Annotated in this window: 12 protein-coding genes and 1 pseudogene; 8 read left to right on the top strand and 5 right to left on the bottom strand. The window is 65.4% G+C overall.

Annotated elements, in window-relative coordinates:
- Positions 1 to 52 precede the first annotated feature (52 nt).
- On the bottom strand, positions 53 to 559 hold the full coding sequence (locus ACWCQK_RS21220; protein ID WP_451157010.1) for a protein-tyrosine phosphatase family protein: 507 nt from the start codon (positions 557 to 559) through the stop codon (positions 53 to 55).
- Between the two features lie 100 nt (positions 560 to 659).
- On the opposite strand from ACWCQK_RS21220, the gene ACWCQK_RS21215 reads away from it, so the two are divergent.
- Positions 660 to 1,463 carry a nuclease-related domain-containing protein gene (locus tag ACWCQK_RS21215; protein ID WP_451157008.1) on the top strand — a complete coding sequence of 268 codons (804 nt, stop codon included), beginning with the start codon at positions 660 to 662 and terminating at the stop codon, positions 1,461 to 1,463.
- A 180-nt stretch (positions 1,464 to 1,643) separates the two neighbouring features.
- Here the strand turns inward: ACWCQK_RS21215 and ligD are convergent, their stop codons facing one another.
- Positions 1,644 to 2,525: a non-homologous end-joining DNA ligase gene (gene ligD / locus ACWCQK_RS21210; protein ID WP_451157006.1), complete on the bottom strand. Its 882-nt coding sequence runs from the start codon at positions 2,523 to 2,525 to the stop codon at positions 1,644 to 1,646.
- A gap of 70 nt (positions 2,526 to 2,595) precedes the next feature.
- Here ligD and ku point away from each other — a divergent pair, with 70 nt between their 5' ends.
- The 6 genes and pseudogenes from ku to ACWCQK_RS21180 all read left to right on the top strand — a co-directional run bounded on the left by ku (position 2,596) and on the right by ACWCQK_RS21180 (position 11,942).
- On the top strand, positions 2,596 to 3,699 hold the full coding sequence (gene ku / locus ACWCQK_RS21205) for a non-homologous end joining protein Ku (protein WP_451157004.1): 1,104 nt from the start codon (positions 2,596 to 2,598) through the stop codon (positions 3,697 to 3,699).
- A 151-nt stretch (positions 3,700 to 3,850) separates the two neighbouring features.
- Positions 3,851 to 4,837 carry an alpha/beta fold hydrolase gene (locus tag ACWCQK_RS21200; RefSeq protein ID WP_451157002.1) on the top strand — a complete coding sequence of 329 codons (987 nt, stop codon included), beginning with the start codon at positions 3,851 to 3,853 and terminating at the stop codon, positions 4,835 to 4,837.
- A gap of 337 nt (positions 4,838 to 5,174) precedes the next feature.
- Entirely contained in the window at positions 5,175 to 6,236 is a 1,062-nt protein-coding gene (locus tag ACWCQK_RS21195; protein ID WP_451157000.1) for a zinc-dependent alcohol dehydrogenase family protein, read from the top strand.
- Between the two features lie 766 nt (positions 6,237 to 7,002).
- Positions 7,003 to 7,381, top strand: a pseudogene (locus tag ACWCQK_RS21190) (tyrosine-type recombinase/integrase); the annotation flags it as partial.
- 238 nt (positions 7,382 to 7,619) lie between these two features.
- Positions 7,620 to 8,996: an IS1380 family transposase gene (locus ACWCQK_RS21185; protein WP_451156998.1), complete on the top strand. Its 1,377-nt coding sequence runs from the start codon at positions 7,620 to 7,622 to the stop codon at positions 8,994 to 8,996.
- Between the two features lie 462 nt (positions 8,997 to 9,458).
- Positions 9,459 to 11,942, top strand: a complete 2,484-nt coding sequence (locus ACWCQK_RS21180) for a preprotein translocase subunit SecA (protein ID WP_451156996.1) — start codon at positions 9,459 to 9,461, stop codon at positions 11,940 to 11,942.
- 265 nt (positions 11,943 to 12,207) lie between these two features.
- Here ACWCQK_RS21180 and ACWCQK_RS21175 read toward each other — a convergent pair whose 3' ends face one another.
- Entirely contained in the window at positions 12,208 to 12,708 is a 501-nt protein-coding gene (locus tag ACWCQK_RS21175; protein ID WP_451156994.1) for a hypothetical protein, read from the bottom strand.
- A 226-nt stretch (positions 12,709 to 12,934) separates the two neighbouring features.
- On the opposite strand from ACWCQK_RS21175, the gene ACWCQK_RS21170 reads away from it, so the two are divergent.
- A complete protein-coding gene (locus tag ACWCQK_RS21170; RefSeq protein WP_451156992.1) occupies positions 12,935 to 14,329 on the top strand; it encodes a hypothetical protein in 1,395 nt (464 codons plus the stop codon).
- 265 nt (positions 14,330 to 14,594) lie between these two features.
- Here ACWCQK_RS21170 and ACWCQK_RS21165 read toward each other — a convergent pair whose 3' ends face one another.
- Entirely contained in the window at positions 14,595 to 15,470 is an 876-nt protein-coding gene (locus tag ACWCQK_RS21165) for a DUF5677 domain-containing protein (RefSeq protein ID WP_451156990.1), read from the bottom strand.
- Between the two features lie 287 nt (positions 15,471 to 15,757).
- Positions 15,758 to 17,215 (bottom strand): DUF5677 domain-containing protein, encoded by a 1,458-nt coding sequence (locus ACWCQK_RS21160; RefSeq protein ID WP_451156988.1) that lies wholly within the window; start codon positions 17,213 to 17,215, stop codon positions 15,758 to 15,760.
- Between the last annotated feature and the right edge of the window lie 238 nt (positions 17,216 to 17,453).

The raw sequence follows: 17,453 nt of genomic DNA, 5'->3' as shown, positions 1-17,453 counted from the left end.
GTTTTTGCGCACTCGGTGGCGTGTTCGGAGCGTACCCGGACCGCCCCGCCCGCTACTCGGCGAGCTCCTCCAGCAGCCGGGCCGTCGACAGGCCGGCCCGCAGATATTCGACGAACAGCTCGTTGTGCAGCGCCCAAGGGGAGCGCCGGGACCGTATCAGCCGTATCGCCTCGTCGGCCGAGTGCCCCCGCCGCACCAGCGTCTGCGCGACGACGAGCCCCGAGCGGTTGTAGCCGTGGTAGCAGCGGGCCAGGACCCGGCGGCCCTCGTCCAGCGCCTCACTCGCGGCCTGCGCCAGCCGGATCACCCCCGCGAGCTGCGTCCCGTCCAGCGGACCGTCGGGAATCGGCCACACGTGGTGTTCGACCGACGCGTCAGGCCCGTGCCCCGGCAGCCGCAGCAGCGTCTGTACGAGATCGAACTCGTCCCGTACGACCGCGAACTCCAGCTGCCCGGAACGGCCCCGGAACTCGTGCCCGCCCATCCACAGCCCCGGCACGATCTCGCTCCACGGGCTCTGCGGTGCGGGTACGTCGGGTTGCTTGCTCCGGGTCCGCAACAGCGCCCTCCCCAACCGCCGGGCCAACTCCTTCCAAAGGTAGCCGGGTTCTTGCCCCTGGAGCACCCCGCCTGTTCCCATGGTCGAGGGGTGATGGTGCATGAGCGGACTGCGCGTCGTACCGACCTGGAGGCACGGCCGGGAGCGGCTGTACGTCTGCCTCCGGGACGGCCGGAACATCGCCTGGTACGACCGTGAGGCGGCCCGGGTCAATCTGCTCAGCGAGGACCGCAGAGAGGACGTGCTCGACGTCCTCGGACCCTTCCTGACCGGCCCGGTCGCGGTGGGGCCGCCCCCGGTCCCCACCCCCGCCGAGCTGGCCCGGCTCTCCCTCCACCCGGACGACGACCTCGCCCCGAACCGCCCCGGCGAGGCCCTCCTGGTGGCCCTCGACCGCGACCCGGGCCCGTCCCGTCGGCTGCGCCCCGACCCGCGCCGCCGTGCCCTGGAGGCGGAACAGACCGTCGGACAGGCCCTGGACCGCCTCGACGGCGCCGGCTGGCACACCCTGCACTCCGTCCCGCTGCCCGGCGGCGACCGGGTCCACCATCTGGTCATCGGCCCCGCTGGGCTGTTCGCGGTCCACGCGCTGTACGCCCGCAAGCAGCGGGTGCTCGTCGCCGACCCCATGGTCACGCTGGGCCGGCGCGATCCGGAGCCCCTGCTGCGCCGCGTCCGCGCCGACGCCGACCGCGCGTCCCACGCCCTGACCGCCGAGGTCCACCCGGTGCTGGCCCTGGTGGGACCGGCCGGCCTGCGCCGCACGGCCCCGCCCCGCGAGATCCGCGTCCTGACGGACACCGACCTGACGGAGCTGTCGCGCCAGGGCGGCGTACTCAAGCCGGCGGACGTGGAGGCCCTGCACGCGATGGCCCGGGACCGGCGGACTTGGGGGAGGGCGTGAGGGTGTGAGGACGGGGGCGTGAGGGGCTGAGGGGACCGGGCTGGACCGGACTGCGGTGAGCCGGACTGCGGTGAGCCGGACTGGACCGGATGGGAGTGACCGGTACGGGACAGGGGCGGACTGGACCGGAGCGCACCGGTACGGGGCCGGACCGGAGCGAACCGGACCGGGCCGGATCGGTCAGGGCAGTGGGCCGGCCCGGTCCGGATCGAGGACCGGGGCGAGCAGATCGCCGTAGTCCTGCACGCGAGGAGCGATGTCCCCCGCGAGGAACGCCAGCTGCGCGGGAGCCCCGCACTCCTCGACCTCACCCCAGGTCACGGGCGCCGACACCAGCGGCTCCGCCCGTGCCCGCAGCGTGTAGGGAGCCGCGGTCGTCTTGCGCGCCGCGTTCTGGCTCCAATCGACGAACACCTTCCCGGGCCGCAGGCTGCGCGTCATCCGGTGGACGACCAGCCGCGGTAGCGCCCGCTCCGCTTCGACGGCGAGCTCCTTGGCGTACTCCGACACCCGCTCGGACGACGCCCCGCGCACCGCCGCCAGCAGATGCAGCCCCTTCGACCCGGACGTCTTGGCGTACGCCTCGACGCCGTCGGCCGCCAGCCGCTCCCGCAGCCACAGCGCGACCTCGCAGCACTCGACGACGGTGGCCGGCGCTCCCGGATCGAGATCGAACACGATCCGGTCGGCGATCTCGGGCTCCCGTACGACCCACTGGGGCGTGTGGAACTCGGTGACGAGGTTGGCGGCCCACATCAGGGCGGCCAGATCCTGCACGAGCACCATCCGGGCGGGCCCCTCCGACCGGGGCACCTCGGCGGTGGTGACCCAGTCGGGCGTACCGGGCGGCACGTTCTTGGTGAAGAAGACCTGGCCTTCGGGCCCGTCGGGATACCGCAGGAAGGAGGCCGGCCGGTCCCGCAGATGGGGCAGGAGCACCTCGGCGGTGGTCGCGTAGTAGTGCAGTACCTCGCCCTTGGTGAAGCCGGACGCCGGATACAGCACCTTGTCGAGGTTGCTGAGCGCGACCCGTCGCCCCTCCACCTCCGTGATTGGCGTCATACGATGAGAATCCCACGAACAACGCCCTTTTCGTGACAAAAGTGTCCGAGAGCTGGAAAGGACGCGGCACGTGCGATCCATATGGAACGGCGCCATCTCGTTCGGCCTGGTCAGCATCCCCATCAAGCTCGTGAACGCCACCGAGAGCCACTCGATCTCCTTCCGCCAGATCCACACCGAGGACGGCGGCCGTATCCGCTACCGCAAGGTCTGCGAGCTGGACGAACGCGAGGTCACCTCGGCGGAGATCGGCAAGGGGTATGAGGACGCGGACGGCACGATCATCCCGATCACCGACGACGACCTGTCCCGCCTGCCGATCCCGACGGCGCGGACGATCGAGATCGTGGCCTTCGTCCCGGCGGACCGGATCGACCCGCTGCACATGGACAGCGCGTACTACCTCGCCGCGAGCGGCGTCCCGGCCGCCAAGCCGTACACCCTGCTGCGCGAGGCGTTGAAGCGCAGCCAGAAGGTGGCCATCGCCAAGTTCGCCCTGCGTGGCCGTGAGCGGCTGGGCATGCTGCGGGTCGTGGAGGACGCCATCGCGCTGCACGGCCTGCTCTGGCCCGACGAGGTGCGTGCCCCCGAAGGCGTCGCCCCCGACGCCGGGGTCACCGTCAGCGACAAGGAACTCGACCTCGCCGACGCCCTCATGGACACGCTGGGCGAGGTCGACATGGAGGATCTGCACGACGAGTACCGCGAGGCCCTCGAACAGGTCATCGCCGCGAAGGCGGCCGGCGAGGCTCCGCCGCAGAGCCCGGAACCGGCGGCGAGCGGCAAGGTCCTGGACCTGATGGCGGCACTGGAGAAGAGCGTGCGGGCGGCGCAGGCGTCGAGGGGCGGAGAGGCGGAGGAGGCAGCGGGGGCGAAAGAGGCGGCCGGGGCGGAGGTCAGGAACCTCGCGACCGCGCGCCGGCCGGCCCGGGCCGAGCCGAAGCAGACCGGGGGGAAGAAGTCGACGGCGAAGTCCTCGCAGGGCACGAAGAAGACGGCGAGCACGAAGTCCACGGCCACGAGGGCCACGGCCAAGAAGACGACGGCGAAGGAGCCGGCCAAGCCGACCGCGACCGCCAGGACAACGGCCGGCGCGACGGCCAAATCGACGGCCAAGACGGCCGCGGGGAAGACGGCCGCGAAGAAGACGGCGGCCCGCAAGCGCTCGGCGTGACGCCGACACACGGCGAGCTGAGCCGGGCCAGGTCATGCCAGTCGGGTCATGTCCCGCCCTGCTGAGCACTCCGGCCGACCGCACAGGGGCCACCGCGGCTCCCGCCGCCTCATGCCCTCAGCCCGGTGATCTGATCTCCCCTGGAGGTGGCATGTCGGACACGGTCCAGCACAGGTTCGTGAGGGTCAACGGCGTCAGGCTGCACATCGCCGAGCAGGGGGAGGGGCCCCTGGTCCTGCTGCTGCACGGATTCCCCGAGAGCTGGTACTCGTGGCGGCATCAGTTCGGCCCGCTGGCCGCGGCGGGATATCGCGTCGTCGCCCCCGACCAGCGCGGCTACGCCCGCAGCGAGCAGCCGGAAGCCGTCGAGGCGTACAGCGTGCTCCATCTCGCCGGCGACGTCATCGGCTTGGTCCACGCGCTCGGCGAGGAGAGCGTGGTCCTGGTCGGCCACGATTGGGGAGCTCCCGTCGCCTGGGTGACGGCGATGCTGCGCCCGGACGTCGTGCGCGCGGTGGCGGGCCTGAGCGTTCCGCCGGTACTGCCCGGAGGGATGACTCCGCCGTCGGTCACACGCGAGAGGTACGGCGACGGCTTCTACCAGGTCGGCTTCCAGGAACCCGGGGTCGCCGACGCGGTACTGGCCCGGGACCCGGTGACCACGTTCCGCCGGATGCTCTACGGCGCCTCGGGGGACAGCCCGTCCAGCGACCCGCCCGGCCCATGGGTGGTGCCCAGCGGGGGCACCCTCCTGGACCTGATGCCGGAGCCGACGCGACTGCCGGACTGGCTCACCCAGGACGACATCGACGTCTTCGCGCGTGACTACGCCCGCCACGGCGCCCGTGCCTTCACCGGCGGCCTCGCCTGGTACCGGAACATCGAGCGCGACTGGGAACTGCTCGCGGCCTTCCGCGGCCGCCGGATCGTGGTGCCCGCTCTGTACATCGGCGGAGACCGCGACATGGTCGTCGGCCTGCGCGGCCGCGAGGGCACGCTGAGCGCGGTGGAGGAGGCGGTACGGCACCCGTGGCGCGGCGTGATCCTGCGCGGCTGCGGCCACTGGACCCAGCAGGAACGCCCCGACGAGGTCAACCAGGAACTCCTGGACTTCCTGGCACACCTGCCCACCCCATGAGCCTGCGGCGAGGCAGTTTCCCACTAAACCGAACAAACATGCGAGGGTTGTCGCATCCGCGTACCGAAATAGGCAAAGGTGTTACGGTTATTTCATCCCATCCGTCAGGGCTGCTCGTAGGAGCCGGGTCCCCACCAGAACGGCCGGCACATGACCGACAGGACGACGCCGACGTATCCGGGCAGCGGGGACCCGGCACGGCAGCGCACGGACCACCACCCCACCCCACCCGGCCGGACACCGTCCGCCGCCGGCGGCCCCGTCTGCCGGAACCCGGTACACGCGGTATTTCGCCGCCCCGTCGGCCGACGCCGAGCGCGGCCAAAGGAGAGATCTCATGCCCATTCCCTCATCGATGCGCGCGCTCGTAGCCGAGAAGGTCGGCGAGCCGAACGACGTCCTGCGGCTGGAATCCCGGCCCGTTCCCACGCCGGGTGCCGGTCAGGCTCTGATCCGGGTGAAGGCGACTCCGGTTCACGCCAGCGATCTGCACGTGCTGCGTGGCCGCTACGGATTCTCCGCCGAGTTCCCCACGGTCGGGGGGCACATGGAGTGCGTGGGCCACATCGAGGCCCTCGGTCCGGACACCAAGGGGCTGAGGATCGGTGAGCGCGTGGTGAACGTGGCGATCCCGGCGGTACCCGGGCCGCCCGTCGCCGGCACATGGCAGGAATACCTGGTCGCCGACACCCGCAGGCTCCTGCCGGTCCCCGACCGCCTGAGCGACTCCGACGCCTGCCAACTCGGCGTCAACCCGCTGACCGCCCTGCTCCTGGTGACCCGCGAACTCGACGTACAGCCGGGCCAATGGCTGCTGCAGACGGCCGCGGGCTCCACCGTCGGCCGGCTCGTCATTCAACTGGCCAGGCACCTGGGCATCCGCACGATCAATGTGGTGCGGCGGCGCGACGCCGTCGAGGAGATCAAGGCGCTCGGCGGCGACGAGGTCATCTGCACCGAGGACGAGGACCTGTCGCAGCGGGTGGCTGAGATCGCGGGACCGGACGGCGTGTACAAGGCCATCGACTGTGTCGCGGGCCAGGTGGGCGCCCAGGTGTCCCAGGCACTGGCCCCGGGAGGAGAACTCGTGGTCTACGGCGCGCTCTCGACCCACCGGCAGACCGAACCGGCGGCCCTGACGATCCCGTTGCAGGCACGCTCGGTCATCTACGAGACCAAAGCGGTCCGTGGCTTCTGGCTGAACCGCTGGTTCGGCACCGCCTCACCCGAGGATGTGCTGGACGCGCTGGCCGAGGTGCGCACGCTCGTCACCGATGGAGTACTGACCATCCCCGAGGGCCGACCGTTCCCCCTCGAAAGCTTCGCCGAAGCCACCGCCCTCGCCGAAACAGCCGCCCGCGGCGCCAAGCCCCTCTTCGTCTTCAACGCCGACAACTAGCCCACGACATCCGCCCCCGAACCGAACCACCTCACCGGGCGGGCCGGTCAAGGGCGATCGTCCACAGCCACTGATCCTTACCCTGACCCGGTCCGACTCCGCGCGCGGTCCGTGACAGGGAAGAACACCGAGAGACACCAGGGCGAGAGCCGGCGAGGCCGACTACGGCTGTCCTCTGCCGGCACAAGCTCGACCCGCCCGCGTGAGTGTCACAGCCGTCTATGACGACCGGGCAGCCCGGACACCACCCCTCTGAGCTGACCGGGCTGTTTGTGTAGATGAGGACCATAACCGGACAGTTGGACCCCGACGACACCCCTGTTCGGAGTGGCGGTGCGGATCCGGTGAAGTGCCGTCGATTCGGTCGAGCAGAGCCTGAGCCTCGACTGTGCGGTGATGGTCGGGACCGAATGAGGCCAGGCAGGCATCGTGAGCGGCTGTGGCCTGAAGGCCGGCTTCGGTGCCGCGGTGTAGTCCCAGGAGGGCGGTGGCTACGGCCAGTTCGATGGCGCCGGTCTCTGAGCGGCTCTCTTCCGCGGTCAGGCTGCGGCGCAGTTCACGGGCGCGTTCCGCCTCGGCAAGGGCTTCCTCGTGGCGGGCTTGGCCGTTGACGCTGCGGGCCAGGCCGAGTCGCAATGTCAGACTCAGCCGGTCCGGTTCAGGATGGGCGGCCAGGGTCTCGCGGGCGCCTGCCTCGGCCTCGGGGTGGCGCTCCTGCGCGTTGAGAGCGAAGACAGCCCGTTACTGGCGGCCCTTGCTACGCTTCCCCATCCCGCCCGTCTTGGTGGCCATCCTGCGGGCGCACCCGGACGCGTTCGGCACGGCCAAGGAAGCCTGCGTCCTCGGCAACGAGCGCGGGGGAGTGGTCGGCTCATCCACCTACTGGCGGGTGTGGGAAGAAGCGCGGCAGTGCGCTCCCGCCTGAGTGTGTCGACTCGCCGCTGGCCGGCGGCCCCTACGACCTGCGACACGCCTGCATCACGCGATGGCTGAACGCCGGGGTACCGATCGCTGAGGTAGCCCGGCGGGTCGGCAACGCGCCCGAGGTGATCCACCGGCGCTATCACGGATGTATCGACGGTCACGAGGAAGCGGCCAACGCGAAGATCGCAAAGGCGCTGGAAGAGGACGGAGACAATTCATAGCGGTCCGTGTCATCGCGCTGCGAGGGCGGTCCGGGAGACTCAAACCGCCCTCTAACGCAGCCGATCGGGTCAAGGGTCACATGGCCTGTGTTCCTGCCAAGACGGCTACGGCCTAGCCTCGCGCTTTCACGAGGTGGGGTGTCCGGGTCTTGATCAAATAAGCGGAGAGTGCTCCTGACCTGCAACGATGGGACTTGTCTAGGGTCCTGTTGGCTGCACGGAAAGAAGCACTCTCCAGGTGAAGAAGCGTATCGGGTCGTACCCGCGTGTCCGCATCGAGGGCGGCGGCCGGGCGGTGGTCTCGCAGGCCGGTGGCGTGCTGCTGGTCGAGACCGTCCGCAAGGCCGGCTTGGACACCGCGATATCAGCGGCGCTGACACCGTGGCGGAAGCCGCGGGCGTTGCACGATCCGGGGAAGATCCTGCTGGACGTCGCGCTGGCGGTGGCGCTGGGCGGGGACTGCCTCGCGGATGTCGCCATGCTGCGGGCCGAGCCGGCCGTGTTCGGGCCGGTGGCCTCCGACCCGACGGTCTCCCGCCTGATCGACACCCTCGCCTCTTTTGGCGACCGAGCTCTTCAGACCATCCGTTCCGCGCGGGCCGAAGTCCGCCGACACGTCTGGCGGTTGGCCGGCCGGGAAGCGCCTGACGCGGGCGGGACGGTGACCGTCGACCTCGACGGGGTGCTGGTGATCGCGCACTCCGACAAGGAGGACGCCGCACCCACGTGGAAGCGAACCTACGGCCACCACCCGCTGATGGGGTTCGTCGACCACGGCCAGGGCGGCACCGGTGAACCGGTCGCGGCCCTGCTCAGACCGGGCAACGCGGGATCGAACACGGCGGCTGACCACATCACCGCCACCCAACTGGCCTTGGCCCAATTGCCGAAGAAGTACCGGCGCGGGCGCCGGACCCTGATCCGCACCGACTCCGCGGGCGGCACCCACGACTTCGTCGCCTGGCTCGCTCAGCGGGGGCGGTGGCTGTCCTACTCGGTCGGCATGGTGATCACCGAGCAGGTTCACCAGCATGTGCTGAGGGTTCCGGCATCGGCCTGGACGGCGGCCGTCGAGGCGGTCGGTGAGATCCGCGACGGCGCCTGGGTCGCCGAGCTCACCGGTGACGTCCTGGACGGCTGGCCCAAGGGCATGCGGCTGATCGTCAGGAAAGAACGACCGCACCCCGGGGCCCAGTTGCGGCTCACGGATGCGGACGGCATGCGACTGACCTGTTTCGCCACCAACACCCTGGGCCGGCCGATCGCCGAACTCGAGCTCCGTCACCGGCTGCGGGCCCGGGCCGAGGACCGCATCCGTGCCGCCCGGGCCACCGGCCTGCGCAACCTGCCCCTGCACCGCACGGCCCAGAACCGGATCTGGCTGGAGATCGTGCAGATCGCTCTCGACCTGCTGGCCTGGATGCCCATGCTCGCCCTGACCGGCAAGGCTCGCCTCTGGGAGCCCCGCCGCCTGCGGCTCCGCTTGTTCACCGCGGCCGGACAACTCCTGACCACCGGCCGTCGGCGAATCCTCCGCCTGGCCCGGGCCTGGCCCTGGACCGCCCTCATCACCGCAGCCCTCGACCGCCTCAACCAACTGCCCGAACCAGGCTGACCAGCGGATTCCCCGTCCCTACGACAGCACATCAACACCCGGAGCAGTGGAACCCGACGCCACCCCGAGGCGACACTCGGGCCCTCAGCCTGCACAGCCTCAGCCCACGACACAAAAACGGTCCACCGACTCCGTCGGCGGACCGTCACGAAACTTCGAGGCTAATGCCAGAGCACCGCTTTAGGAGTTCGGTCCGAGCCCGTTCCGGATGGCCGATGACTGGCATATCGGCCGCACAGGGACGCTGGTGTACGTCTCCGTCCAGCATCGTTGATGTCAGCTGTAGATGTCAGCCGTCCATCAGATCCGGGTGAGGACACGGTTCCAGCTCGGCCGTCGGACTGTCAGCCCCACTTCCACCAGACATGCCAGTTGGAGCATCCCCAGACCACACGGCAGGTGCGGCAGTCGTCGTGTGTCAATTCAATGGCCGACTGTCCCAGGATGTGGTGAGGTCACTCTGTGGCCTCGAAGACCAAGCGTCATGAAGCGCGAAAGAAGAGACAGCGCCGGGCAGTTCCAGGGACGCCGGCGTTCGACCCGCATGCTGAGGTGATGGTCGACACCTGGGCCTCGCTGGTGAAGCTGATGGTGCGGATGGGGGCGACCGACGATCCTGAGGCGGCGGCCGACGCTGCACTCGATAGCGCGGTCGCCGAGTTCGTCACGAAGGTGCAACGGTTCGACCCAATCCGTCTCATCGAAGTTGCTCGTCTGGCGTCCCTGCCGATGGCCCCTACCGGATCGGTGGCTCCGATTACCCCGGACGCATCCGCGTCAAGGCTTGAGCTGCTTGCTTTGTTGGCTCTCGCAGCTCAACAGGAAGTAGCAACCGGCGTCGCCTCTGAGCGGGCAACGGTCGGAGATCAAGAGATGAGTCAGTTCGTATCGGAAGCGCTGAGCGAGCTCGACAGGCTTCTTCACTTGGCGCAGTTGCGCTCCTTCGCGTCTGCGGATCCGACCGACAAGCTCTCCCTCGTGTCCTTGCTCATTCAGGGTGGCGAGGTATGGATGCGAAACTCGTCCTACCCGGAGATGGTCGAAGCAACTAACGGCGCGCTCCTCGACGGAGACCCGAACGTCCGAAATGCTCTCCTTGCTGAGCTCGGCTTCGACGCAACCGATGCCCTTGCGGTTCTCAACGCGTGTCACGGTCTTCAGGAAATCGCCATGAATCACCGCATAGATGCAATGCGGAGCACGATGCTGCAGGCGATGGCGGCCACGGAAGCTGGACGGACTGACAACGCCCTGATGGAACGCGCACGGTCCAGCCTCATGACGATGTTCGAACCCGAAGCCAGCGATGTCACAGTCTCGGTCGCAGACATCGCCTCGCACACCGGTATCCCGGAGGGCCGGGTCAGAGCTGTCATCGAACGGTTCCGTCTGGACCTCGCGGAAGCCACACCCGTCCAGGTCGTCGATGCGTTCAGCACCGGCAAGAACCCACTGCGTGCCCGGCCGCTCATCGTTTGCGCCAACGACCGCGTTGTCCTGCCCCACCCTGCGTTGCACGTGTCCGCAGTCCGGGAAAACCTTGAGGAGCACCTTAAGGCGTCGAAAACATGGAGTAAGTACGCGAAACACCGCGGCGATCTCCTTGAGATGCGTACCCGGACTGCACTGGGTCGCGTGCTCCCGGGCGCCCATTACCGGGACGCATTCGAGTACTACGTTCCCGCTAACGAGACCGAGGCGACGGAAGCTGACCCATCGAGGTACACCAAACGCGTCGAGGGCGATCACCTCGTGCTCCTCGACGACGTCGCGATCATCGTCGAGGACAAGGCCGTCGCACTGAGTGTTCTGTCTCGCGGCGGCAAAAAGACGCGGATCCGCACCGACCTGACCGGCATCATCACGAAGGCCGCAGAGCAGGCAGGGCGGATGCGGGACGTGATCGAGCGCGACGGAGGTCTCCGCATCGAAGGCGAAGGATGGGTTGACCTCAGCCATATTCGGGAAATTCACACCGTCGCGGTCAGCCTCGACGACCTTTCGACCGTCCTGACGGCCACCGCGGAGTTGGTGCGAGCTGGCATACTCAGCGTGGACAACATCCCATGGACGGTGTCACTGCACGACCTTGAGTTGATCACCGAGCTCGTCGCACGACCGGCCGAGTTCCTTCTCTACCTTCGGCGACGCCGTACTCCCGATGTCACCGTCATGTTCAGTGCGGCAGACGAACTGGACTTGTTTTTGTACTTCTTCGAGGCGGGCTTGTGGGTCGAACCAGATCCGGCACAAGTACGTGTCGCATTCCCGTTCCTGCCCGAACCATCCACGTCTGAACAGCGCCGCTACCGCGCACAGAGGCCAGTCATTCTGACCAGTCGCACCGACGCACTCGACCAGTGGTTTCACACCATTCGGCATTCCGACGCTAATGTCCCGCCCGCACCCAAACCTACGATGACTACTTCTCCGGTCGCACCCCTCATTGACGAACTACAGAAACGTAATGTCACCGGTTGGCTCAGCATCGGTGCGACCCTGCTTTCCGCGGACTCAGACGTCCAGCACCGATTCGCACACTTCGGCGAGCAATTTCTCAGCAATCCCATTTCGCGAGGGCAGGGTCGAAGTCTCACCATCCCGATCACGGCCTCTCTCGATCCCGCCGAAGGATGGCTCTTCGTCTGGATCACTCGCACGACCGCTGAGGCCACTGCGAGTGTCAAAAAGAGAGCTCGTGACTACCTGCGCGCGAAAAAACACCAGCTGGGCCTACCACGCGGCGTCGTCTTCTTGTACGACGAGGCGACCCAAGGTCTCCTCGATGTCCTATATGACGGACACATCGGGCCGATCGACAAAGCTCTGACAGCCGTCCTACACTCCCTGCGGCCTGCGACAGCCCTTCAGCGCACAATCCATCCGAACGCTAAGCGTCCTCCACGCATCACGAAAGGCACACCAAGGCCAAAGCGAGCGCGCTAGAAGAGCGCTCCGCCTGCCAATTAGGGTAGAGCCAAACAACCCCCAGGTTGATGACCAGAGGGTTTGCCGTGGAGTAGGTAACGGGAATCGAACTCGTGAACTCAGCTTGGAAAGCTGTGAACTTTTGAGGCTGGTTAGAGTGCTGACCTGGGCGCGAACAGCCCAAGCGCTGCTGTGCCAGCCTCGGCTGCTTTCACCGTGGTTGCCCGTTGTTCCCCGCTCGATCTGGTGCCGTTGTGGTGCGGGGAGGGCACAGCTACAGCGACTACCGTTGCGGCTCTGTCGGCCGCGGCCGTCGCCACGGAGTCCGACGCAAGCGCCTTCGAAAGGACCCAGTTGGCGCGGGGTCATAACTGGCGTCGTCCCACAGCTGGCGCAGGTGCCTGAACTCGTAGTCGCGCCCAGCCGCTGAGTCCTCACAAGTTTCGGCCCAAATGCGGTCGAACGGCGGCCGGCGCATCTGTGCAGAGATGGCGCCGCTCCAGTCCCGCCATGTGTCGTCGGAAACCCACCCCTGAGCCCGCAAGTCAGCTTCGTCCTCACTGAGACGGAAGTACAGACGGATCGCCATTTCCTCCTGCTCGGTGAGTGCGGGTGTGCCTATGCCGCGAAGCGTGCGGGGCGACAGCTTGTCAAGCAACGACCAGTAGCGAGCAACGTAGAAGTCCTCGACCTGGCGCACGCGCTGCGTCCGCACCTGCCAGATCGCGAGCCCCGAGGCAACCGACGCCGTGACGAGGGTGATCGTAAGTGAGAGCCACTCCATGATCAGACATTGTGAGGGACGCAAAACGAATAGGCCATGATGTGACCCCTCGGGGACTGGAGACCAGTGACGAACAACCGTCAGGGACTTCTGGTCGCTGCCTCAAGCGTGGACCCACGTTTGCGAAAATGGCCATCCTCAGGCCAACGAGTTCGGGCATACTCATCTGTTCGCCTGCTGGCGGGCCCTGCTGGACCAGGCCGGTCCTCGCCTTGAGAGGCCGCTGATGCCCACTACCCACGAGCCGCTGCACCGTGCTGCCGAAGACTTGGTCATGGCGGTGCTTGCCGAGCTGGCCGAGACGGCATCCGCGCCGCAGTTCGGCCTGCAACGCGACTACCGCAACTGGCGGCGCTGCCAGCAGGAAATCTTCTTGGCGGAAGAACGCGAACAGTGGTGGTGGCCGAACGAGTTCTCCTCACGGGAGTGGTGGCATCGCTTCCCGGCCTACGACGTCCTGCGCGAGGTCATTCGGGATCACGAGGTGCTTCGGAGCCGGGTAGACACCTTGGTCGGTTACCCGTCCAGCCTCGTGCTCCGGAGGCTAGACGATGTCGTGGTTCGGTATCTGCTCACTCCTGTGGTGGAGGCGGCCCGTGCCTATCGCTTCGACAGCGCCGCCTTCGAGGCTGCCTATGCAACTATGGAAGCCGGGCTGTTCGCTAAGACTGTGCGCCTGGTCGAGTACGTCCCCCTTCTCGGGTTCGACATGTCCCAGGCTGTGTCGGGTGCCCCGTTGCCTGATGGCCTTACCATACGGCCGATGACCGACGGGGAAGTGTCCGAAGCGCTGCGGGTGATGGGTATTCCCATCGCCCAGCTCAGCGGCACTAACTCACTGAACCTTTCCCGATTTCATCAGAATGCCCTCGTACTTGAACGCGATCTACCGGTACACAGCGGTCACAACCAGCACCCGGAGGCAGGGGCATCTTCGCCATTCGGGGCTGCGGTCGACCGCATGCTCATCGCCCTGCGCATCGTGTGCGGCGGCTCAGTCACCTACGGTCGCCCGATGTGCATGCAGAGTCGCGAAGATTTTGATGCTCAGCCGCATGCCTCATCCCGCCTCACCGAGGTCCACCATCCGGTTGAGGACCGACCAACTCTCCTTGTCGACGCTGCGGCCTTGGGAAGCCTGGGTGAGGTGTATGACCTGCTGGGTAAGCCGGGCGTCCAGAGCAAGAAGTTTCTACTCAATGCCCTGCGCCGCCTGATCATGGCGGGTGGCCGAGCCGTGCCTGAGGACAGGCTTATCGACTTGTGCATCACCGCGGAGTCCTTGTTCATCCAACACCGCGGCCTTTCGCGGAGTCGGGAGAAGCGTGAGCACCTCGTGGCTGGCGCGAAGGCTCTCCTGAGTGGTGACCCTCATCTGGCTGCAGAGGATCAGTATGTTGAGCAGCTGATCGAAGGTGCTTATAGACGCCGCAACGTCGAGATGCACGGTGACGTAGCGCAGACTGGAACCTCTCGCCTCCTCGATGGCACCACGACCAGTAATCTCCACGCCCTGGTCGGCGATTTCGAGCGTCTTCTACGCCGCGCAGCCCACCTTTTCCTTATCCAGACCGCCGGTGGCGACGGTGGCCGGACAGCGTCGTCACCTGACCCACGCTAATTCCCCGATACTGCTGGCCGAACACCCGCTTTAGGAGTTCGATCTAGGCTCGCCCCTGGTGTCTTCGCCGGCTGGTCAGACGGCCGTCCAAGCCTGTTGTTGTATTTCGCCGTGCGGTCTCGTTGATGTCAGCCTTAGATGTCAACGGAATATCAGTGCAGCAGCCAGTCTTCCGACGGTTCCTCCGGTCGGTCCGCTCACCGCCACAGATTGCGACAGATCTTTCGACCCTGATCGTCTCGCCTGGACAGCACGAGGCCACCAGCTACGAGGCAAGGAAGTGCTCATGGAGGCCGTCCACCTCACTGGCGCGACGTACGAGGCTCTCAAGGAGCGGCCTGAAATATTGAGATGCCTCCCTGTCGAGAACGAGGGAATCGAGATTTTTCAGCATCACCGTCATTGTGAGCTGAACGAGGCCAAGGGGCGCCTGGGGTCGAACCTCGTAGCTACTCAAGTTCGGCAAAAATTCGCCATCTTCGAAAGTCAGGTGGTTTCGGTACAAGTCGTTCCAGTCGCCATGTGTCTCAACAGAGCCCATGCGATAACCGAGGTAAACGTTGGGGCCTAGCAGTTTGATGCGTTCCTCGGCCGAGGGGTAGCCAACCTTCGCGCGACCCGGCAGTTCCGATACGTCGTCGATGCCGGCCGCCATTGCTGTGGCAGCGATCGAGCGTTTCATCCGCTCTTCGATGGGCCATACCTCATCATTTCGAGCCTTAACGTTCTTCTGGATATCCTGAAGAAGTTCGCGCTCAGCGATCAGGCTGTTCATTACGTATTGGTCGAAGCGGATGCCCGAGCCGTCGTCGCCAATCAGGTAGGCGAGCGTCGCAAGAGTCTCGATAGTGTCCCGATTTACACTCAATTGCTGAAATGTTTCCTTGCTGTGCAGCTCACGAAGCATCAGGCGCAACAGTTTGCATACACGGACCAGGAGTCCGCGTAGAATCGCGTCATTCCGTTTCAGCGGTGACGGTGGCTTCAGGCCAGCCAAAATAGTTAGCCAATGCGTCGCCTCACGGAGGAGATAAAAAGCAGCTTCCATGTAAGGTGCTTCGCTGGTTGTCTTTTCTAGTTCCTCAAAGTTTGGCTCGTAGGCAACCGGGAGCTGATCGTCGTTCATTTGTTCGTGAGTCATGGTGTGATTTCACCTATCCAGATGAGCGTTATTTTCGTGCATGGAATCAACAACCCTAGTCAGCCGCCTCTGGCGCAAGGACGTCAACCACTCAGTCAATGATCCTCCGCGCCGAACGGCCGTCTCTGGCAAGGTCAGCCCAGCCGTTGGCGATGCCGCTGCACTGAATTAGGTTCTGCGGTCCAATGTTCAGCTCTGCCGAGAACATCTCGACCATCACGCGATCGGCGTCGAGAATTCAGAAGCCGTCAGCGGGCGAGATGACGTAAGGGCGATGGTGTCGATCCTCAGCCACGTTCATCAATACTCGAATCATCTGACAGAGAGATCGTGGCTGCATCAAGCACACGCTTCAAACTGCTTATGGCAGCTGTCAGGGTATCTCGACTCAGTATCGGTGTCAGGTACTGTACTGGGATTCGGTGAAACCGATGCAGTGGGTTCATGCACCTGTCTACAACATAGTTGTCGAGCGCCGACCACTCGCCATGTACGGACGCGCTCAGAGGCTGGAATACCCGACTGTAGAGATCCTGCATTCCAACGTCTTCTGCCATTGACCGTGTGTTGACAGATCCCCCGGCGAAAGACGGATGAACGCTAACCTCCATCATCATTTCCGCTCCTTGGCCGCCTATGCGACCATCCAGGAATGACGCCAGAGCTGACAGCTTTTCATTTCCTTCCCCGTCTTTTTCACTCATCGCCTCTTCTATGTGGGCTCGCATTAGTTTTTGCTTGCCCTGTCCGTATGCGATAAACTTTTCGTAGAGCTCGGATTCATTCTTATGATCGAGCCAGGTGATGAGTATTTCCGTTTCAACTAGCGATCGAAGAATGGCGGAGCCGTGTTCTCCGCCCCACAGTAGCGGGCTTCGAGTCATCGCATATACGCCCCTAATTGCTCTAATCCCCAACGCGCACACCACTTCGTGTTGTGCAGGTCGATACAGGCTCACTCCATTTGAGAAGGCGATTTCCATGAACTCATTCCAAAGTTCATTAACCTGATCGAGTGCCGCGTCCTGTGCTGACGTAACATCGTCTTGCTCCATAGTGGCTGGAGGGCTATCGCCAGTCATGCACGGCGTGAGTTCCCAGTTCGCATTCCAGAAGCTGGCTGCCCAGCCGCTCTCGGCGCGAGGCGCGTCTTCATCGACCTCCGCGAGCCCCTTGGTGGCGCCGTACATAGAGGTAAGAATTGCCTCGGCCATTGGTCGGCTTGCCGGATCGCTCGGGTATGAGGAAAGAATCGAAATTTGGCTCTCTTGGAGGTGCAGTCTCCCGCTGAGCAAGAGCCAGCCTAGGGGCGCTGTCACCGCAAGTGCCTTTCCGTGCCGGCCAAGGCACAGCAATAGGGCGCGGACAAGCGTGTCCAGCATCTCGTCCAAGTCGCTGGCACTCGGGGCGCCAATCTCGGCAAAGGCCCATCGACCTGGCATGTCTGGGTACCACGCGGCAATCGTGTGCAGGGCCTTTGGCACCATTCGCGCTCTGTCGTGACGTGAAATCAGGTTCAGGAAATCGTTTCGCGCGGGAGCTGGCATCCTCTCCAGGGAAGACAGCCTTCCGTCTAGTTCGGATGAATATTCTGCATCGCATGTCTGCTCAAGCCACTCTTGCTGTAGTGAAGAAAAGAGGCGCGCGCCGTCGTCACCCTCTTGTTCGATAAGCAGAGCTATCCACAAAAGGTCGGGGAAATCATCTCGCACCCAATCGGTCAAGATGGCCCCGTGTTGGATCATAGGTGGAATTAGATTCTTTCCCACCCACTTGTGATCAGCCAGCCTCTTTGGCAGCGGCCTGCGACTCTTCTTCGCCACTTTCCCCCCCTGTTTCTGAAGTGCGGTAGTTCCACTCTGTAGTATCGGCAAGAGTTCGCCGTTCCGCACTCCTATTTAAAAAGTTCCCTGCGCCAGGATCTTGAAGAACCTGCTCAGCTCATCACCCGCTGCAGCTCCCGTCCCGTCCGCCGTCGACCCA

The sequence above is a fragment of the Streptomyces sp. NPDC002306 genome (assembly GCF_053593435.1).
Note: the sequence above shows the minus strand (reverse complement) of the source record. Positions and strands in the feature narration are given on the sequence as shown.

Excerpts from the sequence above, each read along its gene's own strand:
- ligD (WP_451157006.1), bottom strand. The coding sequence starts at position 2,525 with ATGACGCCAATCACGGAGGTGGAGGGGCGACGGGTCGCGCTCAGCAAC.
- ACWCQK_RS21195 (WP_451157000.1), top strand. The coding sequence starts at position 5,175 with ATGCCCATTCCCTCATCGATGCGCGCGCTCGTAGCCGAGAAGGTCGGC.
- ACWCQK_RS21160 (WP_451156988.1), bottom strand. The coding sequence starts at position 17,215 with ATGATCCAACACGGGGCCATCTTGACCGATTGGGTGCGAGATGATTTC.
- ACWCQK_RS21165 (WP_451156990.1), bottom strand. The coding sequence starts at position 15,470 with ATGACTCACGAACAAATGAACGACGATCAGCTCCCGGTTGCCTACGAG.
- ACWCQK_RS21215 (WP_451157008.1), top strand. The coding sequence starts at position 660 with ATGAGCGGACTGCGCGTCGTACCGACCTGGAGGCACGGCCGGGAGCGG.
- ACWCQK_RS21200 (WP_451157002.1), top strand. The coding sequence starts at position 3,851 with ATGTCGGACACGGTCCAGCACAGGTTCGTGAGGGTCAACGGCGTCAGG.
- ACWCQK_RS21170 (WP_451156992.1), top strand. The coding sequence starts at position 12,935 with ATGCCCACTACCCACGAGCCGCTGCACCGTGCTGCCGAAGACTTGGTC.
- ACWCQK_RS21175 (WP_451156994.1), bottom strand. The coding sequence starts at position 12,708 with ATGGAGTGGCTCTCACTTACGATCACCCTCGTCACGGCGTCGGTTGCC.